The 19,731-nt window shown below is 72.0% G+C and carries 17 protein-coding genes; 13 read left to right on the top strand and 4 right to left on the bottom strand.

Annotated features, from left to right (window positions below; translation table 11 throughout):
• The 3 genes from ACFWTE_RS10790 to ACFWTE_RS10780 form a co-directional block, all read left to right on the top strand.
• Positions 1-1,194: GTP-binding protein (locus ACFWTE_RS10790; RefSeq protein WP_378779111.1), on the top strand; the 1,194-nt coding region annotated here is incomplete at its 5' end.
• A 718-nt stretch (positions 1,195-1,912) separates the two neighbouring features.
• Positions 1,913-3,202, top strand: a complete 1,290-nt coding sequence (locus tag ACFWTE_RS10785; protein ID WP_378779110.1) for a citrate synthase — start codon at positions 1,913-1,915, stop codon at positions 3,200-3,202.
• A gap of 236 nt (positions 3,203-3,438) precedes the next feature.
• A complete protein-coding gene (locus tag ACFWTE_RS10780; RefSeq protein ID WP_378779109.1) occupies positions 3,439-4,221 on the top strand; it encodes an HdeD family acid-resistance protein in 783 nt (260 codons plus the stop codon).
• A 6-nt stretch (positions 4,222-4,227) separates the two neighbouring features.
• On the opposite strand, the gene ACFWTE_RS10775 is transcribed toward ACFWTE_RS10780, so the two are convergent.
• Complete coding sequence (locus ACFWTE_RS10775; RefSeq protein ID WP_378779108.1) at positions 4,228-4,545, bottom strand: putative quinol monooxygenase; 318 nt, start codon at positions 4,543-4,545, stop codon at positions 4,228-4,230.
• Between the two features lie 470 nt (positions 4,546-5,015).
• Here ACFWTE_RS10775 and ACFWTE_RS10770 point away from each other — a divergent pair, with 470 nt between their 5' ends.
• The 9 genes from ACFWTE_RS10770 (at position 5,016) to ACFWTE_RS10730 (ending at position 16,039) form a co-directional block, all read left to right on the top strand.
• A complete protein-coding gene (locus tag ACFWTE_RS10770) occupies positions 5,016-5,573 on the top strand; it encodes an AAA family ATPase (protein ID WP_378779107.1) in 558 nt (185 codons plus the stop codon).
• A gap of 303 nt (positions 5,574-5,876) precedes the next feature.
• Positions 5,877-7,136 carry a hypothetical protein gene (locus ACFWTE_RS10765; RefSeq protein ID WP_378779106.1) on the top strand — a complete coding sequence of 420 codons (1,260 nt, stop codon included), beginning with the start codon at positions 5,877-5,879 and terminating at the stop codon, positions 7,134-7,136.
• The gene (locus ACFWTE_RS10760; protein WP_378779105.1) at positions 7,133-9,604 is read left to right on the top strand and encodes a tetratricopeptide repeat protein; all 2,472 of its coding nucleotides are present in this window, start codon (positions 7,133-7,135) and stop codon (positions 9,602-9,604) included. Before ACFWTE_RS10765 ends, ACFWTE_RS10760 begins: the two co-directional genes overlap by 4 nt.
• A gap of 17 nt (positions 9,605-9,621) precedes the next feature.
• The gene (locus ACFWTE_RS10755; RefSeq protein ID WP_378779104.1) at positions 9,622-11,043 is read left to right on the top strand and encodes a PP2C family protein-serine/threonine phosphatase; all 1,422 of its coding nucleotides are present in this window, start codon (positions 9,622-9,624) and stop codon (positions 11,041-11,043) included.
• Positions 11,027-12,376, top strand: coding sequence for a VWA domain-containing protein (locus ACFWTE_RS10750; RefSeq protein ID WP_378779103.1), 1,350 nt, complete (start codon positions 11,027-11,029; stop codon positions 12,374-12,376). The genes ACFWTE_RS10755 and ACFWTE_RS10750 overlap by 17 nt, the downstream gene beginning before the upstream one ends.
• A gap of 9 nt (positions 12,377-12,385) precedes the next feature.
• Complete coding sequence (locus tag ACFWTE_RS10745) at positions 12,386-13,108, top strand: FHA domain-containing protein (protein WP_378779102.1); 723 nt, start codon at positions 12,386-12,388, stop codon at positions 13,106-13,108.
• Positions 13,109-13,117: 9 nt separating this feature from the next.
• The gene (locus ACFWTE_RS10740; protein WP_378779101.1) at positions 13,118-14,707 is read left to right on the top strand and encodes a hypothetical protein; all 1,590 of its coding nucleotides are present in this window, start codon (positions 13,118-13,120) and stop codon (positions 14,705-14,707) included.
• Between the two features lie 26 nt (positions 14,708-14,733).
• Positions 14,734-15,573, top strand: a complete 840-nt coding sequence (locus ACFWTE_RS10735) for a glutamate ABC transporter substrate-binding protein (RefSeq protein WP_378779100.1) — start codon at positions 14,734-14,736, stop codon at positions 15,571-15,573.
• A gap of 166 nt (positions 15,574-15,739) precedes the next feature.
• Entirely contained in the window at positions 15,740-16,039 is a 300-nt protein-coding gene (locus ACFWTE_RS10730; RefSeq protein ID WP_378779099.1) for a DUF6221 family protein, read from the top strand.
• Positions 16,040-16,043: 4 nt separating this feature from the next.
• Here ACFWTE_RS10730 and ACFWTE_RS10725 read toward each other — a convergent pair whose 3' ends face one another.
• Together ACFWTE_RS10725 and idi are read right to left on the bottom strand one after the other, a co-directional pair.
• Positions 16,044-16,766, bottom strand: coding sequence for an HAD family hydrolase (locus tag ACFWTE_RS10725; protein ID WP_378779098.1), 723 nt, complete (start codon positions 16,764-16,766; stop codon positions 16,044-16,046).
• Positions 16,767-16,872: 106 nt separating this feature from the next.
• Positions 16,873-17,469 carry an isopentenyl-diphosphate Delta-isomerase gene (idi, locus tag ACFWTE_RS10720; protein ID WP_378779097.1) on the bottom strand — a complete coding sequence of 199 codons (597 nt, stop codon included), beginning with the start codon at positions 17,467-17,469 and terminating at the stop codon, positions 16,873-16,875.
• Between the two features lie 330 nt (positions 17,470-17,799).
• Between idi and ACFWTE_RS10715 the strand changes: the two genes are divergently transcribed.
• The gene (locus ACFWTE_RS10715; RefSeq protein WP_378779115.1) at positions 17,800-19,230 is read left to right on the top strand and encodes an SDR family NAD(P)-dependent oxidoreductase; all 1,431 of its coding nucleotides are present in this window, start codon (positions 17,800-17,802) and stop codon (positions 19,228-19,230) included.
• 40 nt (positions 19,231-19,270) lie between these two features.
• Here the strand turns inward: ACFWTE_RS10715 and ACFWTE_RS10710 are convergent, their stop codons facing one another.
• Positions 19,271-19,615 (bottom strand): hypothetical protein, encoded by a 345-nt coding sequence (locus ACFWTE_RS10710; protein ID WP_378779096.1) that lies wholly within the window; start codon positions 19,613-19,615, stop codon positions 19,271-19,273.
• Between the last annotated feature and the right edge of the window lie 116 nt (positions 19,616-19,731).

Here is a 19,731-nt window from a genome sequence, read left to right as displayed (position 1 = left end):
CCCGTGATCACCTTCGTCAACAAGTGGGACCGCCCGGGCCGCGAACCGCTGGAGCTGCTGGACGAGATCGAGCAGCGCATCGGCCTGCGCCCCACACCGATGAACTGGCCCGTGGGCATCGCGGGCGACTTCCGCGGCCTCGTCGACCGCACCAGCGGCGTCTACACCAAGATGACCCGCACACCCGGCGGCGCCACCAAGGCCGTCGAGGAGGTCCTGGAACCCGAGCGGGCCGCCGAGGTCGAGCTGGACGCCTGGGAGCAGGCCACCGAGGAGATCGAGCTCCTGGAGGCGCTGGGCGCCGACTTCGACCCCGAGTCGTTCCTGGCCGGGGAGTCCTCCCCGGTGCTCTTCGGCGCCGCGCTGTCCAACTTCGGCGTCGGCCAGCTGCTGGACACGGTCGTCAACCTGGCCCCCGCGCCCACGGCCAAGATCGACACCCGGGACCGGCCGCGCAGGGTGGAGCAGCCCTTCTCCGGCCAGGTGTTCAAGATGCAGGCCAACATGGACAAGAACCACCGGGACCGGATGGCGTTCTTGCGGGTCAGTTCCGGCCGGTTCGACCGCGGCATGGTCCTGACCCACGCCTCCACCGGCCGCCCCTTCGCCACCAAGTACACGCAGGCGGTGTTCGGCTCCGAGCGCTCCACCATCGACACCGCCTACCCCGGCGACGTGATCGCGCTGGTCAACGCCCAGGCGCTGGCGGTGGGCGACACCCTCTACGAGGGCCCCAAGGTGGACTTCCCGCCGATCCCCAGTTTCGCCCCCGAGCACTTCGTGGTGGCGCGGGCGGTCGACGCGGGCAAGTACAAGCAGTTCCAGCGCGGTATCGCCCAGATGGACGCCGAGGGCGTGGTGCAGGTACTGACCTCCGACGTGCGCGGCGAGCAGGCGCCGGTGCTGGCGGCAGTGGGCCCGCTCCAGTTCGACGTGGTCAAGCACCGGATGGAGCACGAGTTCCGCGCCCCGATCGAGGCCTCGCCGCTGGAGTACTCCGTGGCCAGGCGCACCGACGCCGAGTCGGCGCCCGTCCTGCACGCCCTGTCGGGGGCCGAGGTGCTGCGGCGCCGTTCCGACGGCGAGCTCCTGGTGCTGGTACACAACAAGTGGCGCCTGAAGGTCATCGAGCGCGACCACCCCGCGCTGTTCATGGAGGCCCTTCTCGCGGGCGGCGTGGACGAGGGCGACTAGGTCGTTTCCCCTGCGCCTGTCCGGGGCGCCGTCCGCGGGTCCGTGTCGGATCCTGCGGCTCGCGGTGTCCCCGTTCTGGGGTGGGTGCGACCCGTGTGGCGTCCCGGCGGGGTAGCGCGTTTCTGCCCGTGGGGTCCGTGTGAACTCTCGTGGCCCACGCACATCCTGTGCCAGGGAAAGCCCCTTCCTCTGTGGCCCGAGGTGCCCGTGGGAGTGCAGAAGCGCAGGCAGAGGTCAAGATCACCAAGCAGGGGGTACCCCGTGCAGACCCCCGTGATCAGGGCGAAGGTACCCTGAACTCAGGCCGCTAGGGCGCGATCGATCATCCGGCCGCACTGAGCTTCGTTGGGGTATGTCCGCTTCTGTGAAGAGCGTGCACGCGAAGCCGGTCCGGAGGGGTGGCGGGGTGCTCGGGGGACCTACTACAGGAGACCGGACGGCACCGGGAAGACCCTCGGTTCCGTCGGCGACGTCTCAGGGCGATCGCGAAGTAATCGACAATCGGCAAAGTTTGCAAATCTTCACCGTGCGGTAATTCTTCTCACGCTTGGGTATGTGTTGCATGTCACCTGTCCGTGAATCGGTGAAACTTATATGATTTTGCTTAACAGTCGTTTAACAAAACAGAACAATAACGAGTGAATCAAGAACGTGGCGGCGGATCGCCCCGCGTCTGACGCACCTACGTATCCCCCGCCTGGAAAGGTTGACCTCGGGCATGAGCGAAGACGACAAAGACCGCACGGTGGAGCTCCACTACGAGGGCGGCGTGCTGAAGCTGCCGGTGTTCACCGGAACCGAGGGTGAACGCACCATCGAGCTGAAGACCCTGCTGGGGTCGACCGGCATGACGACCCTGGACCCCGGGTTCGGCAATACCGCTTCGTGTAGCTCGAAGATCACCTATATCGACGGGGCCGCCGGCATCCTGCGCTACCGCGGATACCCGATCGAGGACCTCGCCGTGGGTGCGACCTTCCTTGAGGTCGCCTACCTGGTGATCTACGGCGAGCTTCCCGAGCCGGGCCAGCTCAAGGAGTTCTCCGACAGCCTCCGCGACAACGCCGACATCCCGGCCGAGATGGGCGCGTTCATCGACGCGATGCCCCGCAACGGCCACCCGATGGCGCTCATGGCCAGTGCCGTCAACACCCTCGCCGCGTACTACGACGACAGCGTGGACCCGAGCGACGAGGCCCAGGTGGAGCTCGCCACGATCCGGCTGATGGCCAAGCTGCCGACGATCGCGGCCCGCATCTACCGCAACTCCATCGGCGAGGCGCCGCTCTCGCCGGACGACTCGCTCGACTACGTCGACAACTTCATCCGGATGACCTTCGGGGACAACGCCCCCACCGGTGAACTCGGCGACCTGTTCAACAAGGCCGTCGGCATGCTGCTCGTCCTGCACGCCGACCACGAGCTGAACTGCTCCACCGCCACCGTGCGCGTGGTCGGCTCCTCGCAGGCCGACATCTACGCCAGTGTCGCCTCCGGCATCAACGCCCTGTCCGGCCCGTCCCACGGCGGTGCCAACCAGGCCGTGCTGGAGATGCTGGAGGAGATCCGCGACTCGGGCATCTCCATCGACGACTTCCTGGAGAAGGTCAAGGCGCGCGAGATGCGCCTCATGGGCTTCGGCCACCGGGTCTACAAGAACTTCGACCCGCGCAGCAAGGAGATCAAGGTTCTGGCCAGCCAGATCCTCGACCGGGACGAGAACCCCGACGAGCTGTTCTCCCTGGCCCTCAAGCTGGAGGCCGCGGCGCTCGCCGACTCCTACTTCACCGAGCGCAAGCTCTACCCGAACGTCGACTTCTACACCGGCGTCATCTACCGCACCATGGGTTTCCCCACCAACATGTTCACCGTGTTGTTCGCGATCGGCCGTCTCCCCGGCTGGATCGCCCACTACCGCGAGCAGCTGCACGACCCGGCCTTCCGGATCGCGCGCCCGCGCCAGCACTACGTCGGCTCCGCCGAGCGGCGCCTCCCGGGCCAGGGGTAGATCCCACCCGAGGTACACCGCTGTGCCCGCCCACGCCACAGGCGAGGGCGGGCGCCGTCGTGTCGGCACACCCCGCCGGAGCCGTGCCGGAGAGCACGGGGCGCCGCCGTCGGCCCTACCGGTACATCACCCGCACTTTCCCCGCATTTTGCGCACACTCTGTCATCCATGTGCGACGTTGAGGGAAGTGGGAGGGTGCGGCCCGGACGGGCCGCACCGGTGAAGGGGAGGCGACGATGGTCAGGTACGCGTTGACCGGTGACCTGCTCGGTGAGCTGAGCCGGAACTGGTGGGTTGTGGTCCTCCGCGGGGTCGCCGCGGTTCTCTTCGGTCTGATCGCCCTGGTGTCGCCGGGGGTGACCCTGGTCGCCCTGGCGATCGTGTTCGGTGTCTACGCGCTGGTCGACGGCGGCGCCCTGGGCTACGCCGCCTACAGCGCGGCGCCGGGCAGCCGCCTCTCCCTCGTGCTGCAGGCGGCCTTCAGCGTCCTCGTGGGCCTCATCGCCCTGATCTGGCCGCTCGCCTTCGGTCTGGCGGTCGTGTTCATCATCGGTGCGTGGGCCGTCATCACCGGTGTGGCCGAGATCGTCACCGCGATCCGCCTGCGCGCCCACAACAGTTCGGAGTGGTTGCTGATCTTCGTCGGCGCCCTCTCCATCGTGTTCGGCCTCCTGCTGTGGCTCTGGCCGCTGGAGGGCGCACAGGCCATCGTGTTCGTGGTCGGCGTCTACGCCATCATCTTCGGCGTCGTCATGGCGGTGGCCGGGTTCCAGCTCCGCGGCGTCACCGCGGCCCGGGAGGGCGCCCCCCTGGCCGAGGGCTCCGCCGCTCCTGAGGAGGAGCCCCGGACGAGCGCGTTCGACGACGGCTACGCGGGCGGGTACGCGGACGGCTACCGCGGGGACCAGCGGGCCGCACCGGACGCCGACCAGGAGGAGTCGGACGGCGAGGGTGTCTCCAGGCCCGGAAGCGGAGGGCGCCACCGCGCCCGGAGGGACCAGCCGGAGGACACGGAGTGAGCCGGCTCAGCCCTCGCTGACCACGAGCGGGCCGAGGTGGTCGACCTGGCTTCCAGGGTCGACCACCTCGGCTTTCTCCTTCTGCCAGGCCAGGAAGTGCGCGGTCCGGCGATGGGCGAGCAGGGACTCCCGGTCGGCGAACACCTCGTACACCCAGAAGACGTCCGGGTCGGTGCCGTCCTCGACCACGTCGAAGCGCAGGCAGCCCGGTTCGTCGCGCACCGCCGCCGAGGCGTTGCGGGAGAGGCCGGACAGGAAGGCGTCCCGGCGGCCGGGGCGGACCCTGAGGGAGATGACGAGCGCGACCGGGACAGGAGCCGGCACAGGAGCCGGCACGGAGCCGGGGGCGGAAGCGGGTGTGGGAGCGGGCACGGGGCCTCCGGGGCGTAGGGGAACCACGGTGTCGGTCGCCGAACCCTACGGGGCGGGCGCGGGTGCCGCACGGCCGGGTCGCGGCCGTCGGACACACGGCTTGTCCCCTCTCCGAGACCGTCGGTAGTATCCCGCCGTGCACGTGCTCCGGTACGGCCGGGACGTCTTCCCTCCCCCCGGGTTCGCGCCCACCGGGCCGCCCCTCGCCGGGCCCCCGCGCCCGTGAGGCACCACCGGGCAGGACGTCGCACGGCCCCGTGCGAAAGAGGGCCCGGGGCCGCCCACCGATCCGGAAGCCTTCGGGAGACACTCCGGACACCCCCCGGTGCCCTGCCCTGCCCCTGGTCGGGGTCCTGGCCCGCCGCCCCGCCGTGCGCCTCCCCCTCGCCGGGCCCCACAGCCCCCGACCACCCAGGAGAACCATGGACCACCTCGTCGTCGTCACCGGGGGACCCGGATCCGGCAAGACCACGCTGATCGACCACCTGGCCGCGCTCGGGTACGCCCGCACCACCGAGGCGGGGCGGGCGATCATCCGCGACCAGCGCGAGATCGACGGGCTCGGGCTGTCCTGGCGCGACGACGGCCTGTTCGCCGAACTGATGCTGTCCTGGGAGATGCGGTCGCACCGCGAGGCGTCCGCGTGGGCGGGGCCGGTCTTCTGCGACCGGGGCGTCCCCGACCTGGTCGGCTACTTCCTGCTGCGCGGACTGCCGGTGCCCGCGCACGTCGGCGAGGCGGTCCGGCGGTTCCGCTACCACCGCCGGGTGTTCCTCGCCCCGCCGTGGCCGGAGATCTTCACCGGTGACGCGGAACGCCACCAGTCACCGGACGAGGCGGAGCGCACCCACCGGGCGATGGCCGAGGCCTACCCCGCCCACGGCTACGAACTGGTGGAGCTGCCGCGCGTCCCCGTCGCGGAGCGGGCGCGGTTCGTCCTGGACGCCCTGGGGGAGGCTCCGCGCCTTCCGGGGGCGTAGCGCGGCCACCTCCTCCCCGGCGGGGGCGCCCCGAGCGCGGTGACGCGGCAGCGAGAGACAGCGGGGGGACCGGCATGGCAGGGTGTCTGTCACGTCACGGTGCTTCTGGTTCACAAATGGGGTCCAAGTGGCCGTTCGCGGCCGTAAAGGGGGCACTCTCTTGTGGTTCGCGAACCTCGCCGCCAGACTCGTGTCTAGGTAAAGGAACATTGACCGTTTCCGCTCGCGCACACACGGGGCGGGGACGCGGTGACGGGAGTTGGACGGAAGGTGGCGAGTGCGTCGGGGGCCGGGATACCGCCCATGAGCTGGGAGGGCATCGACCACGAGCTCAACCGTGTGCGCGGTGAGGCCGACCGGATCACCCTCAACCTCGCTGACCTGGACGGCCACGTCGGGCACCAGCTGCTGAAGGGTGCTGCTCTGGAAGGCCGGACCCGGGAGCGCTGGGAGTACGCCGACGGCCACATCCACAGCCTGTGGACGGTCTACAACGCCTTCCACCTCGTGGTGGACCGGGTCGCACGGTTACGGGAGGCCGGCGGAGGCGCCGCCGAACAGGCCGCGCTGACCGCCCTGCTCAACGGCCCGTCCGTGGTCCTCCCCGCCGGGGAGGTACCCCTGAACAAGCGGGGCCTGCTCCACGCGGACGAGGAGCCCGTCACCCTCGCCGACGCCGTCGCCCGGATGTCCGCCGCCTACGAGGAGGCCACCGAGGTCATCTCGGCTGCCGAGACCGCCTGGGACGCACTCCACCCGCGGCTGGGCGAGCTCGACGCGATGTGGTACGAGATCGGCACGCTCTCCGACATGATCGAACTCGGGGAGGACGAGCACGAGGCCCTGCGGTCCGATCTCGCCGCGGTGGGCACCACCGTCCGCAACGACCCCCTCTCCCTGGTCGAGAACGGGCGCGTCGACACCTCCTCGCTCGAACGCCTGCGCCTGGTCCTGGAGCGCGTACGCGGTGAACTCCGCGACGCCCTGCGCATGCGCGACTCCTACACCGAGAGCGTCGAACGGCTCAGCTCCGCCATCGACGACGTCGAGGAGGCCACCGCCCGCACACGCGGCCTCCGCGCCCAGGTCGTCGCCAAGGTCTCCTCGCCGGCCGCGGTCGAGGTCCCGGACCCGGTGCCGTCCCTGCGGGCCGGGATCGGTGACATGGACTCCCTGCGCGCCAAGGGTCTTTGGCGCGAACTCGGCGCCCGGCTCGGCGAACTGCAGCGCGCGGTCCACGAGGCCGTCGACGACGCGCGCGACCGCGAGGGCAACCTCACCGGGCTCCTGGAACGCCGCGCCGAACTCCGCGGGCGCCTGGACGCCTACCGCGCCCGCGCGGTCCGGCTCGAACTCGCCGAGAACGAACACCTCTCCGAACTCCACGGTCGGGCCCACTGGGAGCTGTGGAGGGCGCCCTGCGACCTGCGCGCCGCCACGGTCGCCCTGTCGGCCTACCTCCGGGCGCTCCAGGAGCTCAGCGGAACCGAATCACCCGGGGACAGAACCACACCGGGATCGGACGCGTCAGATGGCGAGAGCGATGGTGGTGTGAGCAGATGACCAAGTGCACGTCCCCCGGCTGCCACGGCCAGATCGATGAGGGCTTCTGTGGTGTGTGCGGACTGGCCCCAGTACACGTGCAACCCCCCGGGGGAAGCGCGTCCCCGGTGACCGACCCCCCCGGACCGCACTCCCAGGGGAGCGGCGGGCGGCCGTCGGGCCCCCAGGGGGCGTTCGGCGCGTCCCGGCAGGGGTCCGGGTCCGGCGGCCCCCACCCGCCGCCCGTCGGCACCCCGCCGGACGAGGCGCCAGACCAGTGGCTCTCCTCGGCACCTTCCTCCAGGGACGCCGCCGGCGGTGGCTCCGCCCACTCCCACCCGATCTCCGAGAACATCAAGCTCTCCGGACGGTCCGGCCTCGCCGGTGTCTCCGGCACCGTCGGTACCGGCACCACCGGTCCGGGCTCCGTGCGCTCCGGACGACGGGGCTCCTCCCGGGGCATGCTGGGCATGGGCATGGTCCTGGTACCCCCGGTGCCCTACCGGGACCCCTCCGAGGCCGTCATGCAGAACCCGGTGGTCTCGGAGAAGAACCGCTTCTGCGGCAACTGCGGTGAGAAGGTCGGCCGCGCCCGGGGCGAACAACAGGGCCGGACCGAGGGCTTCTGCCGCAAGTGCGGCACCCAGTTCTCGTTCACCCCCAAACTCTCCCGGGGCGACAGGGTCGGCGGACAGTACGAGGTGCTCGGCTGCCTCGCCCACGGCGGCCTCGGCTGGATCTACCTGGCCCGCGACCGCAACGTCAACGACCGGTGGGTCGTCCTCAAGGGCCTGCTCAACGTCGGCGACGCGGAGGCGCACAAGGCGGCCGCGGCGGAGCGCGCGTTCCTCTCCGAGGTCGAGCACCCCAACATCGTCAAGATCATCAACTTCTCGCAGCACCCCGACCCGCGCACCGGCATCCCCGGCGGACACATCGTCATGGAGTACGTCGGAGGCAAGTCCCTGCGCGAGCTGCTGATCGAGCGCCGCGAGGACGACCCCGACGCCGTCCTGCCCGTCACCCAGGTCATCGCCTACGGCCTGGAGGTCCTGCGGGCCCTCGGCTACCTGCACTCCAAGAAGCTGCTGTACTGCGACTTCAAGCCCGACAACGTCATCCAGAGCGAGGAGCAGATCAAGCTCATCGACCTCGGCGGGGTCCGGCGCATGGACGACGCGGTCAGCCCCGTGTACACGACCCCCGGCTACCGCGTGACCGAGGACGAACTGCGGGGCCCCGGCCCCACCGTCAGCGCCGACCTGTACTCGGTGGGCCGCACCCTGGCCGTGCTCAGCTTCCGCTTCAGCTTCATGCGCGAGCACCCGCACAGCCTCCCCCGGCGCGAGACGGTACCGGTGCTCCAGCGGTTCGAGTCGTTCGACCGGATCCTGCGCCGCGCCACCCACAGCGAGCTCGAACTGCGCTTCCACGACGCGGGCGACATGGCCGACCAGCTCACCGGCGTCCTGCGCGAGGTCCTCTCCGAACTGGAGGGGGTGCCGCACCCGGCGCTGTCCACCGTGTTCGGCGGCGAGAACCTCACCTCCGGCAGCGACGCCGGCACGCACGACGCCGACCGGGTCCTGGTGCCGCCCGCACCCACGGCGGCGGCCGCCCTGCTGCCCGCGCCCCTCATCGACCCGGGCGACCCGGCTTCCCAGCACCTGCGCGGCTTCCAGGCGCTCCCGCCGGAGGAACGCGTCGCCGCCCTGCGCGCCATGCCCGCACCCACGCCCGAGACCCTGCTGATGCTGGCCCGCGCGCTCATCACGCTCGGCCGCCACTGGGAGGCGATGGACGTCCTCCAGGCGTTCAGCGAGGCCGTTCCGGGCGACTGGCGCACCATGTGGTACCTGGCCGTCACGGAGCTGAGCACCGGCCGGTTCCGCGAGGCCCGCAACCACTTCGACGAGCTGTACGACCACCTCCCGGGCGAGATCGCCCCCAAGCTCGGCCTGGCGCTCGCCTGCGAGCGGACCGGGGAACTCGACACCGCGGCCAGTCAGTTCCGGACGATCTGGAACACCGACCACTCCTTCGTGAGCGCCGCGTTCGGGCTGGCCCGCATCCGTCTCGCCCAGGGCGACCGGGACGCCGCCATCGCCGTCCTGGACAGGGTCCCGGAGATGTCCAGCCTCCACATCCACGCCCAGACCTCGCTGATCGCCGTGCTCGCCGCCCCGCACCAGGGGAGGGGCGTCGCCGACTTCGTGCAGGCAGGACGGCGCCTGGAGCGGGTCGGCCTGGACAGAGAGTCCGCCGACCGCCTGGCCGTCCGCGTCCTGGAGGCCGCCCTGGAGTGGCTCCGCGGCGGGGGCGGCGCACCCGGCGGTGAGAGACTGCTCGACGGCCCGTTCACGGAGGAGGGGGTGCGGACGAACCTGGAGCGGCGCTACCGGGTGCTCGCCCAACGCGCCACCGCGTCCCCGGAGCGGTACGAGCTGATCGACAAGGCCAACTCCCTGCGTCCCGTGACGCTGCTGTGAGGATCGAGGGAACGGCGATGACAACGGTGCGGACCTGCCCTGCCTGCTCGGACAGAGCGGCCACGGGCGACGTCTTCTGCGAGGGGTGCGGACGCCCCCTCCCGGAGGGAGCGGGGGGTGCTCCCGTGGAGCACACCGACAACGTGACAACGGCCCCCCAGCAGAGCATGTCGGAGGCCGCCCGCGGCGGACCGGGAACCCCCGGCGGCAACGGCGCGCGGAACGGTGACGGCGCCCGGCCCGGCCTCGTCCCGCCCGACGGCGGCCCGACGGCCCCGCAGGTGAGCCTGCACGGCGCCACCGCCGGCCCCGGGGACGGACGGGTGCCCCCCGAGACCCGTACCCCTCCCCGGGGGGCCGCCCCCTCGGGGGGACCCCCGGCGAGCGGGAGCCCCGAGGCGGACGCGGGACGGGCCGACTCACTCATCACCCAGTCGTTGCGGCGCGACTCCGTGACGCCCCGGCCGGAGGCGGCGGCCCCGCCCGTGCCCGACTGGCCGCCGCCCGCCGTCGGCAGCAACCCCGTCCAGCCGACCAACCCCGAGATGTGCGTGTGGTGCCCCGGGCGGGTCGGTGACGGCTACTGCGAGAAGTGCGGTTTCCTCCAGCCCACCGGGCGCGACCACGTCGAGGTGCGCACCGGCGCCGCCGTCGGTGTCAGCGACCGCGGGCTCCGCCACCGGCGCAACGAGGACGCCATGGCCATCCGGGTCGTCGCCGCCGACGACCCCCGCTCCCCGGGCACCGTCTGCGCCGTGGTCTGCGACGGCGTGTCCAGCTCGCCCCGCTCCGACGAGGCCTCCAGGGTCACCGCCGAGACGGGGGCGACCGTCCTCGCGGAGCAGATCCGACGCGGAGCCGACCCCCGCGAGGCCACCGGTGTGGCGATGACCCGGGCCGCCGAGGCCGTCGCGGGGATCGCCGAGTCGCTGGACTCCGCGCCCGCCTGCACGTTCGTGTCCGCGGTCGTCGACCCCGCGACCGGAACGGTCACCGTCGGCTGGGTCGGCGACAGCCGTGCCTACTGGCTCTCCGGAGGACCCGGATCCAGTGCCTCCGCCCTGCTCACCAGGGACGACTCCTGGAGCGAGGCCATGGTGCAGATGGGCGCGCTCTCCCGTGACGAGGCCATGAGATCGGCCAACGCGCACGCCCTCATCGCGTGGATGGGCGCGGACTCCGGCGAGATCGACGCGCACATCTCCACCGTCACCCCGACGGGGCCGGGCACCGTCCTCCTGTGCAGCGACGGCCTGTGGAACTACTACCCCGAGGCGCACTCCCTGACGGACGCCGTGCCGAAGGCGGGAACCAGACCCCACGAGGCCGCCCGCACCTACGTCGGCCTCGCGCTGAGGGCCGGCGGCAAGGACAACATCACCGCCGTCCTCATCCCCGTACCCACCGAGCAAGGGGGGTCCCGTGCCGAACAGGACTGAACGATCCGCCGAGCCGGAGTTCCGGATCGACGTCGACCAGAACAGGTTCCTGCCCATCGGCGGGCGCGAGGTGCACGCCGTCGTCAGCGTCACCTCCCGCAGCCCCGTGCTCGTGGGGGCCTCGGTGCGCGCCTCCGAGGTGATCATCGTCGACACCTCCGGCTCGATGTACGGGGAGAAGCTCAACGAGGCCAAACGCGCCGCCCGCGCCGCCGTCGAGGCGCTGCGCGAGGGGGTCCGGTTCGCCGTGGTCAGCGGCGGCAGCAGGGCCCGGATGGCCTACCCCGAGGGGGAGCGGCGGTTCGCCGAGGTCGACGGCACCACCCGGGCCGCGGCCCTGGAGGCGATCGGCCGGATGCGGGCCGAAAGCGGCACCAGGATGGGCACCTGGCTCACCCTCGCCGGGGAGCTGTTCGCCACCGTGGACGAGGGCATCAAGCACGCCATCCTGCTCACCGACGGACAGAACAACGAGCTCGCCGAGGAGTTCGAGCAGGCGTTGCGACAGGTCACCGGCCGGTTCGTGTGCGACTGCCGGGGCGTGGGCACCGACTGGAAGGTCGAGGAACTGCGCCGTATCGACTCGGCACTGCTCGGTGGGGGCCCCGGCATCATCGCCGACCCCGCCGACCTGGCCGCCGACTTCCGCGCCATGGCCCAGGCGTCCATGGGCAAGGCCGTGGCGGACGTCGCCCTGCGGCTGTGGACCCCCCAGAACTCCGTGGTCCGCTACGTCAAGCAGGTCTCGCCCACGGTGCGGGACCTCACCCACCGCGCGGTGGAGCGCACCCCCCAAGCGGGCGACTACCCCACGGGATCGTGGGGCACGGAGAACCGCGACTACCACGTGTGCGTGGAGGTGCCCGCGGGCGATCCGGGGCGGCAGCTGCGCGCCGGGTGGGTACGCGTCGTCCTCCCCGGCTCCGGAGGCGCCGAGGACCAGGTCCTCGCCTCCGGCAACATCCTCGCGGAGTGGACGGCGGACGAGGTCAGGGCCACCGGGATCCACCCCCGGGTGGCCCACTACACCGGCCAGGCCGAACTGGCCCAGGCCATCCAGGACGGGCTCGCGGCCCGTCGCGACGGGGACGGGGACACCGCCACCACGCGGTTGGGCCGCGCCGTCGCACTCGCGGAGGAGACGGGCAGCCAGGAGACCGCGAGACTCCTGAGGAAGGTGGTCGACGTCATCGACCCGTCCACCGGAACCGTCCGTCTCAGGACCGGCGTCGACAAGGTCGACGAGATGACGCTGGACACCCACTCGACCCGGACCGTACGGACCCGGCCCGAGAACGGACCCGAAACCGACGGCGCCCCCGGCCCCGGGTAGGAGGGACCCATGCCGAGTTGCCCCACCGGGCACCACTCGACGGCGACTGACTTCTGTGACACCTGCGGGCTGCGCCTCCAGGCGTACTCCCCCTCGCCGCCGCCCCAGCCGTACCGACCCCCGCCCCCGACGGCACAGATGCCGACACAGCCACCGCCTCGCGCCCCCGCGCCGCGGCGGCCCCCCGCGATGCCACGGGGAGGTCCCTGCCCGGAGTGCACGACCTCCCGCACCGGGCGCTTCTGCGAGGAGTGCGGATACGACTTCGCCTCGCAGTCCGACAGCCGCGTGGACAGGCACTCCGGCCCGGGCGACGCCCCGGCCGCGGCGCACTGGCGCGCCGTCGTCGCGGCCGACCCCGCCTACTACCAGTACATGGCCGACCAGGGCATGCTCGACTCCTCCCAGATCTCGTTCCCCGCCGTGAACAAACAGCGCCGGGTGAGCCTCAGGGGCGACCGGGTGCACATCGGCCGGCGCAGCGCCTCCAGGGGGTTCACGCCCGAGATCGACCTGGGCGGACCGGGGGGAGACCCCGCGGTCTCCCACGTCCACGCCATCCTGGTCGCCAGACCCGACGGGTCCTGGGCGATCGTCGACCCGGGGTCCACGAACGGGACCATGATCAACGGGACCGCCAACACGATCCCCCGCAAGGTGGAGGTGCCCCTCAATGACAGCGATCGGATCTACGTCGGCGCATGGACCGTCATCATCGTCCAGAAGGGGTGAACCCCGTTGATGTCCCCCCACTCCGGCCGACCGCGGCGCCCACCCGGTTCCGAGCCGCAGGACCCGGCCGCGGCGCCCCCGGCCCGGGGCGCCCCGGGAGCCGGTGCCACACCGGTGCCCGGCGCCTCCCCCCGTGGCAGGGCCGGGCGGACCGGCGGCTACGCGCGTGACCGCGCGGTCCGCGCGCGCCTCTGGCTGCGCACCACCCCCGCCCGGGTGTGGCTGCTGACGGCGGTGTGCCTGGTGTCCGTCGTCGGACTGTTCGGTTCGGCGACCTTCACCCTCAACCAGGCGCGGGAGGACCTGGACGTGCTCGGACGCGGGGCCGGCCCGCAGGCCATGGCGACCACGGACCTGTACCTCGCCCTCGCCGACATGGACGCCCAGATGGCGGACGTCCTGCTCATGGGTACCGACCACGGCCTGGGCTCGGGCCGTGACGAGGCGATCGAGCAGTACGAGGAGAGTCGGGGCCGGGCCAACAGGGCCCTGCTCCAGGCCGCCTCGCTCACCGAGGGCGTCTCCGTGGGCGAGCGCAACGTGCAGGCCGTCCTCGACGGGCTGGGCGTCTACGAGCAGTTGGCCGCCGAGGCGCGACTCCTCAACGACGAGGCGCAGGCGCCTCCGGGGCAGGCGGACGAGGCAGCGCTGGAGTCGTACCGCGAGGCCACCCAGCTGATGCACACCGAACTCCTGCCCAAGGCGTTCAACCTGGGGCTGGACTCGTCGGCGATCGTCCGCGTCAACCACGAGGAGGGCCAGGCGTCCGTCGCGCTCGGCCTGGTCTGGGTGGGTGCCGTCGGTGCGGTGACGGTCATCGCGCTGACCGGCCTCCAGCTGTACCTGCGGGTGCGCTTCCGCCGCCGGATCAACGCCCCGCTGCTCGCCGCGACAGCCGGGACGGTGGCGCTCACCGTCGGCGTGGTCCTCGCCCTGGTCTCCAGCGGCGGCCACCAGAGCGACGCCAAGGAGGAGGGGCTGGACACGGCGATGGCCCTGTCCCGGGCAGGGGCGATCGCCACCGACATGCAGGCGGACGAGAGCCGCTACCTGGTCGACCCGGCCCTCGCCGACAACTACCAGCAGGTGTACCTGGAACGGGCGCAGCAGGTGCTGTTCCGCCCGGCCGACAACCTGGACGCCTACTACGAGGCGGTCGACGAGGTGGCCGCCTCGTACCCGGAGCTCCCCGGGTCGGACGGGGCCGACCCGGAGGACCCGGGCACACTCGGCTACCTGGGCAGGGCCGCCCAGGAGTCGCTGCCTCCGAGCCAGGAGGCAGCGCTCGCCGACGTGCTGGCCTCCTACAACGCCTTCCAGGCCGAGGACCGCGAGCTGCGCGCCGCCGCACGGGAGGGCGACCTCGACGCCGCCCTCGCCACACGCATGGAGATCGTCCACGCCGAGAACGGCACCTTCCGCACCTACGAGGTTGCGCTCGCCGAGCTGACCGGCCTGCACAGGGACGCGTTCACCGAGGGCATCGAGCGCGGTGACTCCGCGCTGGCCCCGTGGGGGTGGCTGCTGCCCGCCGGTGTGCTCGCGCTGCTGGCCCTCGTCGCGCTCGGGGTGCGCCCCCGGCTGGCCGAGTACCGCTGACCCCACGAGAGACAAGGAAGAGGCCGATGATGTTTCGACACCGTCGCACCGTCGCCGCGGCAGCCCTGGCCGCCGCGGCGGTGACGGGACTGCCCGCCTGCTCGGCGCTGCTGGGGGAGGAGGCGTCACTCGTCGACGCCACGTCCCTGACCGTGGGCGTCAAGGCGGACCAGCCCGGTCTCGGTCTCCAGGTCGGGGACGGCGGGTTCGAGGGCTTCGACGTCGACGTCGCCCTGTACATCGCCCGGCAGATGGGCATCCCCGAGGAGGACGTCGAGTTCGTGCCCGTCACCTCCGCCGAAAGGGAGGAGAAGCTGGGCGACGGGGAGGTGGACATGGTCGTGGCGACCTACTCCATCACCCAGGCCCGCAAGACGGAGGTCACCTTCGGCGGCCCCTACTACGTGGCCAAGCAGGACGTGCTCGTGCGCTCCGACGCCACCGGCATCCGAAGCGTCCGCGACCTGGAGGGGCTCGACGTCTGCCAGGGGGAGGGGTCGAACTCCGCCGTCCGCATCACGGAGGGCCTCGGTATCGCCGTCGAACAGACGGACGCGCCCACCTACAGCGCGTGCATCGACCTCCTGCGGGACGGGGAGGTGGACGCCGTGTCCACGGACAACCTGATCCTCGCCGGGTTCCTGGCCGAGGACCCCTCCGCGTTCCGGCTCGTCAACAGCCCCTTCACCGACGAGAAGTACGGCGTGGGCCTGCCGCACGGGGACGTGGAGGCCTGCGAGGCCGTGAACAAGGCCATCAGCACGATGTACCAGGACGAGACGGCCGCAGACCTGTTGGACACCTGGTTCGGGGAGACCGACCTCCAGGTGGTGACGAGCGTCCCCCAGTTCGAGGGCTGTGCCTGACGCCCCCGCGCCGCGCGCGGTCCCGTGTGATCGGAGGCGGCGGGGGAACTTCGGACCGGGGCGGTCCGGCCGCCCGCGCGAGGGCGACCGGAGTGGCCCGGCCGGGATTCATGGCAGATACTGACCCCTGTGCAGAGCAGCGGGGGGACAGAAGAGGAGTAGTCCGGTGACCATCGTCGAGTTCCTGAACGCGCGTCTGGACGAGGACGAACGCGCGTCCAAGGCCGTTCCCGTAGGAGCACGCGGCCGGGATCGGGCGCTGGCGGAGGTCGCGGCCAAACGCAACATCGTCCGCGGGTACGCAGACGCGCACCACGCGAGCATGCGCAGCCTCACCCCCGAGCCCCACGGGGCCGCCGTCGGCGGAGACCCCTGGTCCGAGCTGCTGGCCTGGAGACTGGCGGTCAAGTACCTGGCCGCGGTCTACCGGGCCCATCCCGAGTACGACCAGTCCTGGGAGGGCTGACCCCCTACGGCACCGGAGCGGAGGGCAGGTCGAGCAGCCGGTCGACCGTCTCGGCCAGGTCCCGGCCGAAGACGTCCGGCGGGGCGAACAGCGACGGAAAACGTCCCTCCAGATGCCCCGACCACCCCGTGACCAGCCCGGCCAGGCGCGCACCGGCCACGTCCCATCCGTGGCCGCTGACCAGGCCCAGCCGCCCCGGGGGGACCTCCAGGGCGCGGGCGGCGGCGAGGTAGGCGCCGGGGGCGGGCTTCCAGGCGCTCACAGGGCGCGCGGCGACCACGTGGTCCACCAGGTCCAGCAGGCCCGCCCGCGCGAGCAGCGTACGTGGCAGGACGTCGTCGTGGTTGCCAAGGGTCGCCACCCCGATCCCGGCGTTGCGGGCGGCGGCGAGGGCGGCCTGGGCCTCGGGGCGGGGGTCGAGTCCGGCCATGCCCTCGACGATCGCGTCCTCGGCCGACGGGGCGATCTGGTGGCCGGTGATGTCCCGGAGGGCGCCCCGGACCACGTCCTCGAAGGAGCGGTCGGCCCCGTGCCCGCCTTCACCGCTCGTCAGGGCCAGGGCGAAGGAGTCCCGCAGCAGGTGGTCCGACCACCGGGTCATGAGGACCCGGGGGATCCCGGCCTCCCGGAAGCGCCATTCCAGGGGGGCGACGGGAAAGAGGGTGTCGAGGACGTCGAAGACGAGGGCGGTCGGGCGGAGCGGCCGCGCGGCGGGGGGTTCGGACATGGGTTTCAGCTCCAGGGGAAGAGGGGGGCACCCACCGGGGTCCTACCCCGGGAGGGCGGCCTTCAGCACCCGGGCGGGGAACTCCGTCTCCTCCGGCGCCGTGTCCCTACGCCTTCGCGACCCGCCCCGGGCCCTGTGCCCTGCCCCGCCCCCCTGCGTCGAGCCCGGGGATCTGCTCGACGGCCCACGGGCTCAGCAGCCACGGGGTGCGCCCGGCGACCGCGACCAGGTCCGACCACTCCACCCACGCGTACTCGGCGACCTCCTCCGGGTTCGGGTCGGGGACGCCCTCGGCGCGGGCCCAGAACACCGGGCAGAACTCGTTCTCCACGATGCCCTCGGCGGACACGGCCCTGTAGCGGAACTCGGGCAGCGCGGACCGCACCTGGGTGACGGCAAGCCCCAGCTCCTGCTCCGCGCGGCGGCGCACGGCGTCCTCGAAGGCCTCCCCCGGCGCGGGGTGGCCGCAGCAGCTGTTCGTCCACACACCCGGCCAGGTGGTCTTGCCGAGGGCCCGCCGGGTGAGCAGCACCCGACCGTCGGCGTCCAGGACGTAGCACGAGAACGCCAGGTGAAGCGGGGTGTCCCCGGTGTGCACGGTGGACTTGTCGGCCACCCCCACCGGTCGGTGCTCCTCGTCGAGCAGCACCACGAGCTCGGATCCGGTGGGGGTCGCCTCCGGGGCGGCGCTCGGCTGGATCACGGATCTCCCCTTACCCATGGGCCTGGTACGTCCCATGCGTCGTCTCTGTCATCCTCCATGGTCACCTGTCCCTACGACTGGATTGTGCCCCGCGTGGTGTGCGAGTGCGCATAAGGTTCCTGATGGCCCCGAGTCGGGCGCCACCGGGTCCGTGAGCGCGGGCCCCAGGACGGTAGCGGAGCGGTGACGGAGACGATGACGCAGACGAGGACGGGAACGGCGCATGGCGCCGCACGGGCGGACGGGACGGCCCCCGGTGCGCACGTGACCCCCCCGGTGACCGCGGCCGGAGGTGCCGCCGGGCAGGAGCAGGAGATCCCCGCGGACCGGATGGCCGTGTGCCTGGACGTCCTCGCCCGCGTCGGCGACCTGCCCAGCGACCACCCGGACTCGGCCCTCCTGCAACGGGCCACCGCCAAGCTGTTCAAGAGCGTCAAGGAGCAGCGGCGCAAGGAGCGGCAGGCCGCCCAGAAGGCCCACGACGAGGCCGTGTTCGCCGCCACCGCCACCGCCGCGCCCGACCGGATCGACGACGAGACCAACGGCCGCGCCCTCACGAGCGGGGCCGGGGGCGCACTCGCGGGGGTGCTGCGCAAGGCCCGTCCCTGCTACATCTGCAAGCAGAAGTACCGCGAGGTCGACGCCTTCTACCACCAGCTGTGCCCGACGTGTGCGGCGTTCAACAAGGAGCGCCGCGCCGCCCGTACCGACCTGAGCGGCCGGCGTGCCCTGCTCACCGGCGGTCGCGCGAAGATCGGCATGTACATCGCCCTCCGGCTGCTGAGGGACGGTGCGCACACCACCATCACGACGCGGTTCCCCAACGACGCCGTGCGCCGCTTCGCGGCCATGCCGGACAGCGGCGAGTGGCTGCACCGGCTTCGCGTGGTGGGCATCGACCTGCGCGACCCCGCCCAGGTGGTGCGCCTGGCCGACTCGGTCGTGGAACAGGGGCCGCTGGACATCCTCATCAACAACGCCGCCCAGACGGTGCGCAGGTCACCGGGGTCGTACGGGCCGCTGATCGAGGCGGAGGCCGAGCCGCTCACGGGCGGGGGGCTGCCCCGGCCGCTGGTGCTGGGCGGCGTGCGGCCGCGGGCGCTGGAAGGCGCCGGGGACGCCGACGGGACGGAGCCCGGAGAGGGCCACGTGGCGCCGCACGCGCTCACCCCGCAGATGCTCACCTCGCTCGCGCTCACCACGGGCTCGGCGTCGCTGGACCGGGTGCGGGCCGGGACGGCGATCGACGCCGGAGGGCTCGTCCCCGATCTCGCGGCCGAGAACAGCTGGACGCGGCGGATCGGCGGGATCGACCCCGTCGAGATGCTGGAGGTGCAGCTGTGCAACGTGAGTGCGCCGTTCATGCTGGTGGACCGTCTGCGCCCAGCACTCGCGGCGACGTCCGCGAGGCGCGCCTACATCGTGAACGTGTCCGCGATGGAGGGGGTGTTCGGGCGCGGCTACAAGGGCCCGGGCCACCCCCACACCAACATGGCCAAGGCCGCGCTCAACATGCTCACGCGGACCAGCTCCGAGGAGATGCTGGAGTCCGACGGCATCCTCATGACCAGCGTCGACACCGGTTGGATCACCGACGAGCGGCCGCACCCGGACAAGGAGCGGATGGCCGAGGCCGGTTTCCACGCGCCGCTCGACCTGGAGGACGGGGCCGCACGCGTGTACGACCCCATCGTCCGTGGTGAGCTGGGCGAGGACCTGCACGGGTGCTTCCTCAAGGACTACGCCCCCTCGAACTGGTAGGAGCGTTGGGGAGCGGCTGTTCGAGTGCTGGACTCACGGATCAGGCGAGTGCGCGGCGGAGATCCTTCATCAGCAGTACGAGGTGCATCGGATCGCTCGGGCTCTGCTCGAACCGGGCGAGGCCGAGGTAGAACTGTCGTGCCGATTCGCTTTCGCAGTGGATGAGGAGAGCTCGGACACCGATCGTTTCGGAAGCTACTGCGACCCGGCGTAGCGCATCGACCACAAGGGCCTTGCCGAGTCCAGTCCCCTGGACGCGGGTGTCGACTCCCAGCCGGGTCAGGATGACAACGGGCTGGTGGTACCTGCCGGCGCCGCGCAGGAGTCGGTTGGGAGTCACAGAGGGAGCGATGCTTCCAGCGGCCAAGGCGTAGTAGCCGACCACAGGGCCGTCCGTCTCCGGGGCTGCGTCACGTACGACATAGACGCGTGATCCACCTGAGCGGTGCGCTTGGAGCGCGTGTTCGGTCAACCAGCCGGATTGAGCGCGTGATCCGCAAT

The organism is Nocardiopsis sp. NPDC058631 (assembly GCF_042716955.1).
Lineage (GTDB): Bacteria > Actinomycetota > Actinomycetes > Streptosporangiales > Streptosporangiaceae > Nocardiopsis.
The sequence above is the reverse complement of the archived record's forward strand: the minus strand, read 5'-3'. Positions and strand labels throughout refer to the sequence as shown.

Coding starts and splice junctions, on each gene's coding strand:
- ACFWTE_RS10735 (WP_378779100.1), top strand. CDS start 14,734: ATGATGTTTCGACACCGTCGCACCGTCGCCGCGGCAGCCCTGGCCGCC.
- ACFWTE_RS10745 (WP_378779102.1), top strand. CDS start 12,386: ATGCCGAGTTGCCCCACCGGGCACCACTCGACGGCGACTGACTTCTGT.
- ACFWTE_RS10780 (WP_378779109.1), top strand. CDS start 3,439: ATGGTCAGGTACGCGTTGACCGGTGACCTGCTCGGTGAGCTGAGCCGG.
- ACFWTE_RS10740 (WP_378779101.1), top strand. CDS start 13,118: ATGTCCCCCCACTCCGGCCGACCGCGGCGCCCACCCGGTTCCGAGCCG.
- ACFWTE_RS10715 (WP_378779115.1), top strand. CDS start 17,800: ATGGCCGTGTGCCTGGACGTCCTCGCCCGCGTCGGCGACCTGCCCAGC.
- ACFWTE_RS10725 (WP_378779098.1), bottom strand. CDS start 16,766: ATGTCCGAACCCCCCGCCGCGCGGCCGCTCCGCCCGACCGCCCTCGTC.
- ACFWTE_RS10760 (WP_378779105.1), top strand. CDS start 7,133: ATGACCAAGTGCACGTCCCCCGGCTGCCACGGCCAGATCGATGAGGGC.
- ACFWTE_RS10770 (WP_378779107.1), top strand. CDS start 5,016: ATGGACCACCTCGTCGTCGTCACCGGGGGACCCGGATCCGGCAAGACC.
- ACFWTE_RS10765 (WP_378779106.1), top strand. CDS start 5,877: ATGAGCTGGGAGGGCATCGACCACGAGCTCAACCGTGTGCGCGGTGAG.
- ACFWTE_RS10755 (WP_378779104.1), top strand. CDS start 9,622: ATGACAACGGTGCGGACCTGCCCTGCCTGCTCGGACAGAGCGGCCACG.
- ACFWTE_RS10785 (WP_378779110.1), top strand. CDS start 1,913: ATGAGCGAAGACGACAAAGACCGCACGGTGGAGCTCCACTACGAGGGC.